Origin of the sequence: Defluviimonas sp. SAOS-178_SWC (assembly GCF_039830135.1) — a bacterium.
Lineage (GTDB): Bacteria > Pseudomonadota > Alphaproteobacteria > Rhodobacterales > Rhodobacteraceae > Albidovulum.
Genome location: NZ_CP156081.1, coordinates 2136886 through 2150956, shown reverse-complemented (window position 1 = coordinate 2150956; position 14071 = coordinate 2136886). Strand labels below are relative to the sequence as shown.

General features: G+C 67.0%; 12 protein-coding genes. 5 read left to right on the top strand and 7 right to left on the bottom strand.

Going from position 1 to position 14071, the window contains the following annotated elements; all coding sequences use genetic code 11:
* Positions 1-35: 35 nt before the first annotated feature.
* The 5 genes from nagA to V5734_RS11365 all read right to left on the bottom strand — a co-directional run bounded on the left by nagA (position 36) and on the right by V5734_RS11365 (position 4667).
* Positions 36-1196 carry an N-acetylglucosamine-6-phosphate deacetylase gene (nagA, locus tag V5734_RS11385; RefSeq protein ID WP_347309783.1) on the bottom strand — a complete coding sequence of 387 codons (1161 nt, stop codon included), beginning with the start codon at positions 1194-1196 and terminating at the stop codon, positions 36-38.
* Positions 1193-1435, bottom strand: coding sequence for a hypothetical protein (locus V5734_RS11380; RefSeq protein WP_347309782.1), 243 nt, complete (start codon positions 1433-1435; stop codon positions 1193-1195). Before V5734_RS11380 ends, nagA begins: the two co-directional genes overlap by 4 nt.
* Positions 1432-2295: a BadF/BadG/BcrA/BcrD ATPase family protein gene (locus V5734_RS11375; RefSeq protein ID WP_347309781.1), complete on the bottom strand. Its 864-nt coding sequence runs from the start codon at positions 2293-2295 to the stop codon at positions 1432-1434. The genes V5734_RS11380 and V5734_RS11375 overlap by 4 nt, the downstream gene beginning before the upstream one ends.
* 91 nt (positions 2296-2386) lie before the next feature.
* Positions 2387-4009, bottom strand: a complete 1623-nt coding sequence (locus V5734_RS11370) for an alpha-D-glucose phosphate-specific phosphoglucomutase (protein WP_432759620.1) — start codon at positions 4007-4009, stop codon at positions 2387-2389.
* A 31-nt stretch (positions 4010-4040) separates the two neighbouring features.
* Positions 4041-4667 (bottom strand): helix-turn-helix domain-containing protein, encoded by a 627-nt coding sequence (locus V5734_RS11365; RefSeq protein ID WP_347309780.1) that lies wholly within the window; start codon positions 4665-4667, stop codon positions 4041-4043.
* 85 nt (positions 4668-4752) lie between these two features.
* On the opposite strand from V5734_RS11365, the gene V5734_RS11360 reads away from it, so the two are divergent.
* The 3 genes from V5734_RS11360 to V5734_RS11350 are packed head-to-tail and all read left to right on the top strand — an operon-like array spanning position 4753 to position 8143.
* Positions 4753-6264, top strand: coding sequence for a class I adenylate-forming enzyme family protein (locus V5734_RS11360; RefSeq protein WP_347309779.1), 1512 nt, complete (start codon positions 4753-4755; stop codon positions 6262-6264).
* A complete protein-coding gene (locus V5734_RS11355; protein ID WP_347309778.1) occupies positions 6261-6920 on the top strand; it encodes a DsbA family oxidoreductase in 660 nt (219 codons plus the stop codon). Before V5734_RS11360 ends, V5734_RS11355 begins: the two co-directional genes overlap by 4 nt.
* Positions 6917-8143: a multidrug effflux MFS transporter gene (locus V5734_RS11350; protein WP_347309777.1), complete on the top strand. Its 1227-nt coding sequence runs from the start codon at positions 6917-6919 to the stop codon at positions 8141-8143. The genes V5734_RS11355 and V5734_RS11350 overlap by 4 nt, the downstream gene beginning before the upstream one ends.
* Here V5734_RS11350 and mfd read toward each other — a convergent pair whose 3' ends face one another.
* Together mfd and V5734_RS11340 are read right to left on the bottom strand one after the other, a co-directional pair.
* On the bottom strand, positions 8144-11578 hold the full coding sequence (gene mfd, locus V5734_RS11345) for a transcription-repair coupling factor (RefSeq protein ID WP_347309776.1): 3435 nt from the start codon (positions 11576-11578) through the stop codon (positions 8144-8146).
* Positions 11579-11679: 101 nt separating this feature from the next.
* Positions 11680-12207, bottom strand: a complete 528-nt coding sequence (locus tag V5734_RS11340) for a component of SufBCD complex (protein WP_347309775.1) — start codon at positions 12205-12207, stop codon at positions 11680-11682.
* A 118-nt stretch (positions 12208-12325) separates the two neighbouring features.
* Between V5734_RS11340 and hemB the strand changes: the two genes are divergently transcribed.
* Together hemB and V5734_RS11330 are read left to right on the top strand one after the other, a co-directional pair.
* A complete protein-coding gene (gene hemB / locus V5734_RS11335; RefSeq protein WP_347309774.1) occupies positions 12326-13321 on the top strand; it encodes a porphobilinogen synthase in 996 nt (331 codons plus the stop codon).
* Positions 13322-13449: 128 nt separating this feature from the next.
* A complete protein-coding gene (locus V5734_RS11330; RefSeq protein WP_347309773.1) occupies positions 13450-14007 on the top strand; it encodes a YSC84-related protein in 558 nt (185 codons plus the stop codon).
* The last annotated feature ends 64 nt before the right edge of the window (positions 14008-14071 follow it).

Genomic DNA, 14071 nt, shown 5'->3' with positions numbered 1-14071 from the left:
TTATATTACATAATTATGCTTATCAGATAATTGGGTCATGCCGGAGACAGGGGCACATCACGCCCCCGCCGCCAGATCCGCACCAGGTGAAACTCTTGCGAGAGATGAAGGAAATCGGCACTCCGCCCCGGCAAAAGCGCCCCACATCGGTCGGACAGCCGCGCGGCACGCGCGGGAATGCGGGTGGCCATGCCGAGCGCGCGGTCGAGCGCGATGCCGACATCGTCGCGCAGAACCCGAAGCGCGCGCGCCATGTCGAGATCGGCGCCGGCGAGCGTTCCGTCCGCAAGCGTCAGCCGTCCGTCCGCGCGCCGGATCTCGCGGCCGTTGAGCGTGAAGGATGTGACCGACGTGCCGGCCGGCGCCATCGCGTCGGTGACGAGGAACAACTCGCCCGGCCCTTCCTTGTCGGCCTGCGCGGCGCGTATCGCGGCCGGATGGACATGGATGCCGTCGGCGATGAGACCGGCATCAAACGCGCCGCCGGTCAAAACCGCGCCGACGAGGCCCGGTTCGCGGCTGCCGAACTGGCTCATCGCGTTGAAGAGATGCGTGGCCATCGTGGCGCCGGACGAAACGGCGGCCCGGCAGGTTTCGAACCCGGCATCGGTATGGCCGAGCGAGACGATCACGCCCGCCTTTGCCAGCGCCGCGATCTGGGCATTCGTCACGCTTTCGGGCGCGAGCGTCACCAGAAGGCGCGGCAGCCTTTTCGCGGCATCCATCAGAAAGGCCAGATCACCCTCGCCCATCGGCCGGATCAGCGCCGGATCATGGGCCCCTTTCCGCGCGAGGCTGAGATGCGGGCCTTCGAGATGAAGCCCGGCAATGCCCGGCATGCCCGAGGCGACGGCGGCTTCGACCGCCGCAACCGCCGCTTCGGAGATCTCCGGCGTGTCGGTGATGAGCGTCGGCAGCATCGTGAGCGCGCCAAGCCCGGCATGTGCCTCCGCCATCGTCGCCAGGGTCTCGACGCAAGGCGCGTCGTTGAACATCACGCCGCCACCGCCGTTCAGTTGCAGGTCGACGAAGCCCGGCATCAGAAGGCCGCCGTCGAGGTCCACGTTCGTCACGCCCGTCGGCGCCGCGTTCGGTGGCAGGACCGCAGCTATACGCCCGTCCTCTACCAGAAGCGCGCCGGGGCCAAGCCGTTCTCCGTCGAAGATATCGGCGCCGTGATAGAGCGTCGCGGTCATCGCTCCATTCCCGTGACCTTGCCGAGATGGAGGGGCCTGTTGGCGATCTCCCGCACCACGTCGCGCATCATGCTTTGGTCCCCTGCCATTTCCTCAACCGTACGGAATGTGAAGGTATTGAATGAAATCATATGTATAGGCGCTGTCGTTGCTTCTATCCGCTTTCTGAATTGGATGTAAGGTGGACCACCGGCCGGAGCCACCCAGTGAGTGGGATCGAGGAAATCGGCGACGGTCACCGGCCCGCCTCCGCAGCCCGCGCCGCGAGCAGAAGGGCCCCGTCAAGCGCGCTGCCCTTCGCGGCCGTGACCGGCTCCCCGAGCCAGTGTGCATAGGCGGGGCCGTGCCCGCCGGCCAGGCAAAGCGCCTCGCCCGGCCGCCAGCCGAGCGCGGCAAGGCCGGCGAGGATATAGTCGGCCCCCTCGGTCATCAGCCGCACCCCGAGCGCGTCGCCGGCCTCCGCCGCGGCCACGATCTCGCGCGCCATGCGCGCGTAGTCTTCCGGGCGTGCCGAGAGCGAAAAGTGCACGATCCGCCCGGGATCGTCTCCGTGTTCGGTCAGGATGCGCCGGGTAAGATCGGTTTCCGGCCCGATCCCGTCGACCGCCAGCATCACCTCTTCGAGGCAGCGCCGCGCAAGCCAGGCCCCCGACGCCTGATCGCCGAGACGGAACCCCCAGCCGCCGATGCCGGTCACCCTGCCCCCGGTCTGGCGACCGATGAACGACCCGGTGCCGATGGCCGCCACCGCCCCGTCGTCGTCTCCGAGCGCCCCGGCGATCGTGGTCGGCCGGTCGTCGGTGACGACAGCCCGCCCTAGCGGCAGCGCCGCCGTGACTCGTGCGGCAATGGTCGGGCTGATGACGCCCGCGAGGCCGAGATGGGCCGGTGCGTCGGCCAGTGCCGAGGGCGCGACACCCGCCTTCTCCGCGAGAGCCGAAAGCGCATCGCGGATCGTCGCGAGCGCCGCGTCAAAATCCGTCGAGACATTGGCCGGGCCGAGGGTCACGTCGTACCGCCTGCCCTCCGCGACAAGCGCCGCGCGGCAGGACGTGCCGCCGCCGTCAAATCCGATCAGAAAAGGCGCGTCGCCAATCATCTTGATACCTTTGCGATATCTTTAGACAAAGGAAAGGCACGATCACGCGCCGGGTGATCTCCGCCCCCGAACGCCCGTCCATGCCCCGCCCTCAGGTGATCACGTCGGGCCCCTCGCGGCCGGTCGCCGCTCGTATCCCGGCAAGCGTCTCCGCCGCGCGGATGACCGGCGCGAGCGCTTCCTGCACCTCCGCGTCCAGACCGTCCGGCCCCGGCACGTAGCGCTCGAGATAAAGCCGGATCGTCGCGCCCTCGGTCCCGGTTCCCGACAGGCGCAGGACCAGCCGCGACCCGTCCGTGAAGACGACGCGGAGCCCCTGCCCGCGCGAGACCGAACCATCGACCGGGTCCTCATAAGCGAAGTCGTCGGCCGACCCGACGGTCATGCCCTCCACGACCTGCCCGGACAAGGCGCCGAGTTTCGCCCGCAGCCCGTCCATCACCGCGTTCGCGACCGCGACAGGCAACGCCTCGTAGTCGTGCCGGGAATAGTAGTTCCGCCCGAAGCGCTGCCAATGCCCGCCCATGATTTCCGCAACGCTTTCCTTGCGTTCGGCGAGGATATTCAACCACAGGAGCACGGCCCAGAGGCCGTCCTTCTCGCGCACGTGATCCGACCCCGCGCCAAAGCTTTCCTCCCCGCAGAGCGTCGCCCTGCCGGCGTCGAGGAGGTTGCCGAAGAACTTCCATCCGGTCGGCGTCTCGTAGGATCCGATCCCCAGCGCCTCGGCCACCCGGTCGGCGGCGGTCGAGGTCGGCATCGACCGCGCTACCCCCTTCAGCCCATCCCGATAGCCCGGCGCCAGATGGGCGTTAGCGGCAAGCACGGCGAGGCTGTCGGAGGGCGAGACATAGATGCCCCGCCCGACGACCATGTTGCGGTCGCCGTCACCGTCCGAGGCCGCGCCGAAATCCGGCGCGTCGGGGCCGAACATCTCGTCCATCAGGGCATGGGCCCAGGTCGGGTTCGGGTCGGGATGCATGCCGCCGAAGTCGGGCAAAGGTGTGCCGTTCACCACCGTCCCCGGTGCGGCGCCAAGGCGGGTCTCGATGATCTCGCGCGCGTAGGGGCCGGTGATGGCGCACATCGCGTCGAAGCGCATCCGGAAGCCGCCCGCGAACATCGCGCGGATCGCCTCGAAGTCGAACAGGGTCTCCATCAACGCGGCATAGTCCGCGACCGGGTCGATGACGGAAACCTCCATCCCGCCAATCTGTTGCGTGCCGATCCTCGACAGGTCGAGATCGGTGTCGTCGGCGATGTAGTAGTCCCGGATCTCCTTCGTCCGGGCGAAGATGGCCTCCGTCACCGCCTCCGGTGCCGGGCCGCCATTGGGGGTGTTGAACTTCACGCCGAAATCTTCGTCCAGCCCGCCGGGATTGTGCGAGGCCGAGAGGATGATGCCGCCATCGGTCCGGTTCAGCCGGATCAGGTGCGAGGCGGCGGGCGTCGACAAAAGCGCGTTCCGGCCGACCATGACGCGTTTCGCACCATTGGCCGCCGCCATCTTCAGGATCGTCTGCGTCGCGCGGTCATTGAAATAGCGGCCATCCCCGCCGACCACATAGGTCCGTCCCGTCGCGCCGCCGGTCGCATCGAAGACAGACTGGATGAAGTTTTCGAGGTAACCCTTTGCCATGAAGACCTTCGTCTTCTTCCGAAGCCCCGAGGTTCCGGGTTTCTGGCCGTCAATCGGCCGGGTCGCCACACGCATCGAAATCTCCTTTGCCGCCTGCCCCCGGGTCTTACGTGAGGCTCGTCACCCAGAGAATCGTCGCATCCTCCGGGCTGAGCGAGATCACGTTGTGACCCATCGACGCGTCGTAGTAGGCGCTGTCGCCCCGGCGCAGGTCAACAGGTTCGTAGAATTCGCTGTAAAGCCGGACCACGCCGGTCAGGACGAAAAGGAATTCCTCGCCATCGTGGCGCACCCAACCGTCGAATTCATCGACGCTGCGGGCGCGGATCCGCGCGGTATAGGGCAGCATCTGCTTGACGCGGAGCGCCGCGGCCAGAAGCCGGTGTTCGTAAGTCGCCGTGGCGTGGGCCAGCCCTTCGCCGGCTTTCGTCACCGCCATCCGGCCCGACACCTGCGGTCGCGACGGCGGCGTGAAGAGCTGGGGCACAGAGATCGCCAAGCCTTCGGCCAGCTTCTTCAACGCCTCGTAAGTCGGCGACATCTGGCCGTTTTCGATCTTCGAGAGGGTCGAGCGCGCGAGCCCCGCCTGCCCCGCCGCCTGTTCCAGCGTCCAGCCGCGCTCCTTGCGCAGCTCGCGGACACGATGGCCCAGATTCAGCGGCTCGGCCGGCTCGTCGCCGCTGGCGCCGGCGCGGGCTATTCGGATGATTCCGGTCGGGTCGAGATCGCTCATCTGTTCATCCCATGCGGCCTGCCTGTGCAATAGCGCCATTCCCCCCCCGCTTGCAACGCCCGGGCGGGAGGCGTAGCGAGGACACATGCTTTCGCTCACCGATCCCATAACCGTCGAACCCTGCCCCGCGCCGTTCAACCTTGCCCGCTATGTCCTCGGCGCGGCGGAGACGCGGCCGGATCACCTCGCGCTCCAGATCCTGCGGCCGCAGGGTGCCGAACGCTGGAGTTACGGACGGCTTGAAGCGACCGTGCGCGGCGTGGCGAGCGGGTTCCTCTCCCTCGGCCTCGTGCCCGGCGACCGGATCCTCCTGCGGCTTGGCAACGGCGTGAGCTTTCCGCTCGCCTTTCTCGGCGCGGTCACTGCCGGTCTCGTTCCGGTGCCGACCGCTGCCGGGCTGACGCCGAGCGAGGTCGCGAAGCTTTGCGCGGCGATCCGTCCGAAGCTCATCGTCGCGGCCGACGGGGTCGCCCTGCCCGACCTCCCGCCCTGCCCGGTCCTGCCGGATGCGGAGATGCGGACGTTCGAGACCCTGCCACCCGCCGACTGGGTCATGGGCGACCCCGAGCGGCTCGGCTATATCGTCTTCACCTCGGGCACCTCCGGCACCCCCCGCGCGGTGGCCCACGCCCACCGCGCGGTCTGGGCACGGCGGATGATGGCGGACGGCTGGATCGGCATCCGCCCGGACGACCGCCTGCTTCATGCGGGCGCGCTCAACTGGACGTATACGCTCGGCGCCGGGCTTTTCGATCCCTGGGCCGCTGGCGCGACGGCGATGGTCGCGGCCGAGGGCGTCGCGCCGGATCAGTTGCCGCTGCTGGCCAAGCGCTTCGATGCGACGATTTTTGCCGCCGTTCCCGGAGTTTACCGCCGGATTCTCGCGCGGAATGAGACTCTGTCTCTGCCGCGCTTGCGGCACGGGCTGTCAGCGGGGGAAAAATTACCTTTTTCGATCCGCGAGCATTGGCGCGCCGCCACCGGCACCGATCTGCACGAGGCAATGGGCATGTCGGAATGCTCGACCTTTCTCTCCTCCTCGCCCGCGCGGCCCGCGCCGGACGGGGCTACGGGGTATGCCCAGCCGGGCCGCCGGGTCGCGGTGCTCAGCCCCGACGGGGCGCCAGTCGCGCGGGGCGAGCCCGGCATTCTCGCGGTGCACCGGAGCGATCCGGGCCTCTTTCTCGGGACGGTCGAAGGCGAAACAATCCACGCGCCGGAAGCCGACTGGTTCCAGACCGGCGACATGGTGGTGATGGCCGACGATGGTGCGATCACCAGTCTCGGCCGCGCCGACGACATGATCAACGCCGGCGGCTTCCGCGTCTCGCCGGTGGAGATAGAGATGGCGATGGGCACCTGCCCGGGCGTCACCGCGAGCGCCGCCGTGGAACTGCTGGTCAAGGCCGATGCCAGTGTCATCGCGCTCTTCTACGTCGGAACGGCAGAGGACGCGGCGCTCGCCGCCCATGCCGAAACCTGCCTCGCACGCTACAAGCAACCGCGCCTCTACCTTCGGCGCGAGGCGATCCCGGTGACCGCGAACGGCAAGATCAATCGCCGCGCTTTGCGTGAGGAATGGAAGGCAAGCCAATGATCCGCCTCGATATCATTTCGGATGTCGCCTGCCCCTGGTGCTATGTCGGCAAGGCCTATCTGGACCGGGCGCTGGAGGCCCATCCGGACCATCCCTTCTCGATCGAATGGCATCCGTTCCAGCTCAATCCGGACATGCCGGAAGTGGGCATGGACCGCCGGGCCTATATGGAAGCGAAGTTCGGCGGCCGCGACGGGGCGGTGCGGGCCTATGCGCCGCTGGTCGAACATGCCGAGGCGGCCGGGGTCGAATTGAACTTCGACCGGATTGCCCGGCAGCCCAACACGCTCGACGCACATCGGCTGATCCACTGGGCGGGGCTCGAAGGGCGGCAGACGCCGATGGTCTCCGCCCTCTTCCGCGCGCTCTGGCGCGACGGGCGCGATCTGGGTGACCCGGAGGTGCTCGCCGATCTCGCGGGCGAGGTCGGGCTCGATCGGGCGATGATGCGCCGGCTCCTCGACGGCGACGGCGACCTGGAAGAGATCCGCGCCCGCGACACCCATGCGCGGACGCGCGGGGTCAATGGCGTTCCCTGCTTCGTCATCGCCAACCGCCACGTCGTACAAGGCGCCCAGCCGAGCGAGACCTGGGGCCGGATCATCGACGACATCAACCGGCAACTCTCAGAGGCCGCGAAAGGCGACGAACGATGACGGTCGCCTCGGGTTCCGACGCGGCGCCGGCCCGCCTGCCGCAGGGCGAGTTCATCGCGCTTCTGGCGATGATGTTCGCGTTGACGGCCTTCTCCATCGACGCGATGTTGCCGGCGATGCCGGAGATTTCGGCCGAACTCAGCCCGGAGGCGCCGAACCGGGCGCAATTGATCATCACCAGCTTTGTCCTGGGAATGGGGTTGGGCACGTTCCTGACCGGGCCGCTCTCGGATGCGTTTGGACGGCGGCGGGTCATCATTGGTGGTGTCGTCCTCTATTGCGTCGGGGCGACGCTTGCCTGGGCAGCGCCGACCCTCGAACTGGTCCTCGCGGCGCGCGTTCTTCAGGGACTTGGTGTCGCCGGCCCGCGGGTCGCCGCGATGGCGCTGGTTCGCGACCTCTATTCGGGCCGGCAGATGGCGCGGATCGTCTCTTTCACGATGATGATTTTCACTCTCGTGCCGGCTGTCGCGCCACTGCTCGGCTCCTTCATCATTGCGGGTTTCGGATGGCGCGGCATCTTCCCGGCCTTCATTGTCTTTGCGACCGTGGCCACGACCTGGTTCTGGGCGCGGCAGGCTGAGACGCTGCCGGTGCGCGCGCGCCGGCCGCTCCGCTTCGACACGCTGCGCGCCGCGGTGAAGGAAATCCTGACCCACAAGCTCGTCCTGATGATCATCGCTGTGATGTCGCTGGCCTTCGCATGCCTTTTCAGCGTCCTGTCCTCGACCCAGCAGGTCTTCGATCAACGCTTTGGCCTCGCGGTGACCTTCCCGCACTGGTTCGCGGTCATCGCGCTCGTCTCCGGGCTGGCGAGCGTGATCAACGCGCGGCTCGTGGTCAGGCTCGGGATGCGCTGGATGGTCACGGCCACCTTCAGTTATCAGGTGGTCAATTCGGGGGCGATGGTGCTGCTTTTCGGAATTGGGATCGTGCCCGAGAGCCTCGCCTTCTGGGTCTATCTTTACTGGACGATCACCGTCTTCTTCATGGCGGGCCTGACCATCGGCAACCTGAACGCGCTGGCGCTGGAGCCGATGGGCCACATCGCGGGAACCGCGGCGTCGGTCGTGACGGCGGTGGCGACCGTGCTTTCGGTGATCGTGGCCGCCCCCATCGGGCTCGCCTTCGACGGAACGCCGGTGCCGCTCATGGGCGGGGTCTTCGTCTGCGTCGCCGTGGCGCTGCCGATCATGCTGCGCCTGCCGCGGCTGACGGACTGATTATTTCGCCTTCTCGGCAAGGTCTTTGGCGATCGCGAAGGCGCCACGGATCTTGTCGCTGTCCCTGGTCCAGTCGCGACGGATGATGATCTTGTTGTCCTTGATCTTCGCAAGGCCGTTCTGCGCCTGAAGAAAGTCGACCAAGCCCTTGGGATTGGGGAATTTATCCATGTGAAACTGGATCGTGGCCCCTTTCGGCCCGGCATCGAGCCGGCCGATATGGGCGCGCCGGCACATCGCCTTGATCCGCATCACCAACAGAAGCGTGTTCACTTCTTTCGGGACCGGACCAAAGCGGTCGATCAGCTCGGCTGCGAAGCCTTCAAGCTCCACCTTCGTCGTCAAGGACGACAGGCGCCGGTAAAGGCCGAGCCGCACGTCGAGGTCGGGCACGTAGTCTTCCGGGATCATCACCGGCACGCCAAGGTTGATCTGCGGCGACCACTGTCCGTCCTCGGCCGTCGGCGTGTCGAGATCGCCCGACTTGATCCGGGCAATCGTCTCTTCCAGCATCGCCTGGTAAAGTTCGTAGCCGACTTCGGTGATGTGTCCGGACTGTTCCTCTCCGAGGATGTTGCCGGCGCCGCGAAGGTCGAGGTCCTGGCTGGCCAGCGAAAATCCCGCACCAAGGCTGTCGAGGCTGCCCAGAAGTCGGAGGCGTTTCTGCGCGTTCGGCGTCAGCGGTGCGCGGGGTTTCGTCGTGAGGAAGCAATAGGCGCGGAGCTTGGAACGGCCGACCCGACCCCGGATCTGATAGAGCTGGGCCAGGCCGAACATGTCCGCACGGTGAACAATCATGGTGTTCGCGGTGGGAATATCCAATCCGCTTTCAACAATCGACGTCGCCACGAGCACATCGTATTTGCCGTCGTAGAACGCGTTCATCCGTTCGTCGAGGTCGCCGGCGGCCATCTGGCCATGCGCCACGACGTAAGAGATTTCCGGCACATGGGTCTTCAGGAAGTCCTCGACTTCCGGCAGGTCGGCGATACGCGGGACGACGTAGAAGCTCTGCCCGCCCCGGTAGCGTTCGCGCAGAAGCGCCTCGCGGATGGTGACGCTGTCGAACTCGGATACGTAGGTGCGGATGGCGAGGCGGTCGACCGGCGGCGTGCCGATAATCGAAAGGTCCCGCACCCCGGTCAGCGACAGTTGCAGGGTACGCGGGATCGGCGTCGCGGTCAGGGTCAGGACGTGGATCTCCGACCGCATTTCCTTCAGACGTTCCTTGTGCTGAACGCCGAAATGCTGTTCCTCGTCAATGATTAACAGGCCAAGGTTGCGGAACTTCACGCCCTTGGCCAGGACCGCATGGGTGCCGATGACGATATCGACGGTGCCCTCCGCCAACCCGTCCCTTGTCGCCTGCGCATCGCGGGCCGAGACGAAGCGCGAGAGTGGCCGCACGGTGATCGCGGTGCCCCGGAATCGCTCTGCGAAGGTCTTGAAGTGCTGGCGGGCGAGCAAGGTGGTCGGGGCGATCACCGCGACCTGAACGCCCGACTGCGCGGCGATGAAGGCCGCGCGCATTGCCACCTCGGTCTTGCCGAAGCCGACGTCGCCGACGATGAGCCGGTCCATCGGCCGGCCAGCTTCGAGATCCTCGACCACGTCGGAAATCGCCGAAAGCTGGTCGTCGGTCTCCTGATACGGGAAGCGGGCCGAGAAGGCGTCCCATTCGTGGTGCGGTGCCTCAAGGATCGGCGCTTTACGCAGAAGCCGTTCCGCCGCGACTCGCATCAGCCGCTCGGCGATCTGGCGGATCCGCTCCTTCAGCCGCGCTTTCTTCGCCTGCCAGGCCCCGCCACCGAGTTTGTCGAGAAGCCCCTCTTCATGCCCGTAGCGGCTCAGAAGCTCGATATTCTCGACGGGCAGGAAAAGCCGGTCGCCGCCCGCGTATTCCAGCGCGACGCAATCGTGCGGCGCGCCGAGCGCGGTGATCGTCTCGAGCCCCGTGTAACGACCGACGCCATGATCGACGTGGACGACGAGATCGCCGGGCGAAAGCGACTGGGCTTCGGTCAGGAAGTTCTCGGCCTTCCGGCGTTTCTTGGCGCCCCGGATCAGCCGGTCGCCGAGCACGTCCTGCTCCGAGACGATAGTCAACCCGTCGCCGACGAACCCGTGTTCCAGCGCCCAGACCACGAGGTATAGCCCGCCCTTTCCCTCCGGCACATCGCGGATGTCGCGGATCGGCATGGCGCCGACCATGTCCTCGTCTTCGAGAAGCCCTTTCAGGCGTTCGCGGGCGCCCTCGGAATAGGAGGCGACGATCACCTGCCCCTCGGCGCGGCGCGCATTCAGATGGTCGGCGAGCGCACTGAAAAGATTGACATTCTCAAGCTGCCGTTCGGCCGAGAAATTGCGCCCGATGCGCCCGCCCGCATCAAGGACACCAGGCCCGGTCGCTTGCGGAAGCTCCACGAGCTGAACCACCCGGTGACCGCCAAGCGCCGCCCCCCAAGCGGCATCGTCGAGGTAGAGAAGGTCGGGCGCCGCAGGCTTGTAGACCGTGTCGAGCCGGTCCTTGCGCTTCATCGCCTCCACGCGGGTGTCGTACTGGTCCGCGATCCCTTCCCAGCGCGAGAGGCGCGCCGGGGTGATCTGGTCGTCGAGCATCACGCTGGCGCAAGGGAGGTAGTCGAACAGCGTCTCCAGTCGCTCGTGGAAGAAGGGCAGCCAGTGCTCCATCCCGGCATGCTTGCGGCCGGCGCTGACGGCTTCGTAAAGCGGGTCGTCGGTGCCGGCGGCGCCGAACTCGATGCGGTAATTCTGCCGGAACCGGGTGATCGCCGCCTCGTCAAGGATGACCTCGGAGACGGGCGCAAGCTCCACCACCGCCAGCTTTTCGGTCGTGCGCTGGGTGGCGGGGTCGAAACGCCGGGCCCCATCCAGCACGTCACCAAAAAGATCCAGCCGCACCGGCCCGCCCTCGCCCGGCGGGTAGATGTCGATGATACCGCCCCGGATCGCGTAGTCGCCCGGTTCCGTCACCGTGGGGCTTTGCGAAAAGCCCATGCGGACGAGGAAGTCGCGCAAGGCAGCCTCATTCACGCGCTGGCCGACGCGGGCCGTGAAGGCGGCGGCTTTCAGGACCTCGCGCGCCGGCAGCTTCTGGGTCGCGGCGCTGAGTGTGGTCAGAAGGATGAAGGGCGCTGGCATCCCGTGGGCCAGCGCGGCGAGCGTCGCCATCCGCGCGGCCGAGACATCGGCATTGGGCGAGACCCGGTCATAGGGCAGGCAATCCCAGGCCGGGAAGGTTAGGACCAGCGCATCCGGGGCGAAGAAGGCCAGGGCCGCGCGCATCGCCTCCATCCGCTTGTCGTCCCGCGCGACATGCAGGACGGGCGCCCCACGCGCGAGTTCGCGGGCGAGAAGGCGCGCGTCGAAGCCTTCGGGCGCGCCGGAGAGGGTGATATGGGCGGGCGAGGTCATCGCCTTCCCCTAGAGGGTTTTTCAGTCATGTTGAATCGGAAATCGCCGTCGTGGCGGTCGAATTCTCCCGTCTGGGGGCGGAACGACTTGAGGTCCAGTCGTCAGCCCGGCAGGATCGACACGTTGTAATTCTGGAGCATGCCCCAGAAGGCGGTGACGAAGATGGAGATCATGCCGATCACCTGCACAGTGACCCGGTGCAGGGCCAGCCGGCGGTGGAGGGCTTCGCCCCGGTCCCCGGTCGCCTCGATCTTCCGAGCGGTCGCGATGCTCATCATCCCGACGAACGACAGGGGCAGCGCGATCAGGAACACCGCCTGGCAGAATTCGACCTTGTAGAGAAAGCCCAGAAGCGCCAGCGAGGTCAGCGCGAAGGCGAGCATGGCAAGCAGGATCACCCCGGCCTCGCGCTCGATATATAGGAGGCGGCTGATATTGATTCGGACCATGTCCTCCAGGTCCGCCTCCGCCTGGCCGCCGCGCCGGCGCGCGCGCAGCACCATGTCGTAGGGAATGCCCAACACCCAGTGCGAGGCGGACGACCAGGTGACGGCCAGCGCGATCCAGTACCAAAGGTTGGAAAAGGACCTGAGGTCGATCAGGTCGAAAATCAGTTTCGTCCAGTCCAAATCCTGCCCCCGGCCCGACGTTGCAAGCGATGCTAGTGCCGCCCTGCGACGGTTTCCACCCTTGAGATGCGCCCCGATCCATGTAACCCGTTGATCCGACCAAGACCAGAGGCGCGACATGACCCCGATCCAGGCCCCCTTCCCCGCCACGCGGCTGCGCCGCCTCCGCCGGTCCGCCGCCCTGCGCGACCTCGTGCAGGAACACCGGCTGTCGGTGAAGGACCTGATCTGGCCGGTCTTCGTGACCGACGTGCCGGGCGCGGATGCTGAGGTGCCGTCAATGCCCGGCGTGGTGCGGCGGACGGTGGAAGGAGCGGCACGTGCCGCGGAAGAGGCGGCAGCACTCGGCATTCCGGCGATCTGCCTCTTTCCCTATACCGACCCGGCGCTGAAGACCGAGGCCTGCGAGGAGGCCTGGAACCCCGAGAACCTGTCGAACCGCGCGGTGCGCGCGATCAAGGCGGCGGTGCCGGAGATCGCGGTGATGACCGACGTGGCACTCGATCCCTACAATTCCAACGGCCATGACGGGCTGGTGCGCGACGGCGTGATCCTGAACGACGAGACGGTCGAGGCCTTGGCGAAGATGGCGCTGGCGCAGGCCGAGGCGGGGGCCGACATTCTCGGACCGTCCGACATGATGGACGGGCGGGTCGGCGCGATGCGCGCGGCGCTCGAGGCGGCGGGCCACAAGGATGTGACGATCCTCTCCTATGCCGCGAAATATGCGTCGAGCTTCTACGGGCCTTTCCGCGACGCGGTGGGGGCGTCGGGGGCGTTGAAGGGCGACAAGAAGACCTACCAGATGAACCCCGGCAATGCCGACGAGGCGCTGCGGCTGGTGGCGCGGGATCTGGCCGAAGGCGCCGACATGGTGATGGTCAAGCCGGGCATGCCCTATCTCGACATCTGCCGCGCGGTGAAGGACGCCTTCGGCGTCCCGACCTTCGCCTACCAGGTCTCGGGCGAATACGCGATGCTGAAGGGCGCGGTCCTGAACGGCTGGGTGAATGAGGAGGTCATCCTCGAAAGCCTGATGTCGTTCCGGCGGGCGGGCTGCGACGGGGTTCTCACCTATTTCGCGCCGGACGTGGCGCGGATCCTCGGCCAGTGAGGCGGCGGACCGCGCAACATCGCGTGAGCCTCCACAACACTTAATGACAGGCCGGGCGTTCTGCCCTATAGATGGTAGGGGACCGGCCGGATAAGGCCGGCATGGGTATTTGAGAGCGGAGCAGTGAGATGAACGGACTTTCCCGTCGTAATATGGTTATTTCCGGGGGCGCCCTGCTGGGCCTGTCTGCCTGCGGCAACGGGGTCGGCAACAACGGGGCGGCGCGGCTCGATGCGCGGGTGGATGCGACGCGGGACTTCCTGACCTCGCGCTATCCCGGCACGCAGGATCTGATGAACAAGGCGGCGGGTGTTCTCTACATGCCCCTGATGACCGAGGCGGGCTTCGTCTTCGGCGGCGCCTACGGGCGCGGGGCGCTTCGGATCAACGACGTGACGGTGGATTACTATTCCGCTGCGCAGGCAAGCTGGGGCTTGCAGATCGGGGCGCAGCAATATGCCCATGCGCTCTTCTTCATGACCCAGCCGGCCCTGGCCGATTTCCGCGCGGCCGACGGCTGGGCAGTGGGCGCGGACGCGAAATACGCGCTGCCGGATCAGGGTGGCTCGCTTGCGGCGGATACGACGACGACGCTCGCGCCGGTGATCGCCCTCGTCTTCGGTCAGTCGGGTTTCATTGCCGGGGCGACGCTCGAAGGCACGAAATACACCCGCATCATTCCCTGACCGGAAGTCGGCCGCTGACGCGGCCGATCCGCCGGGAGGGCGCTGCCCTCCCGGACCCACCCGG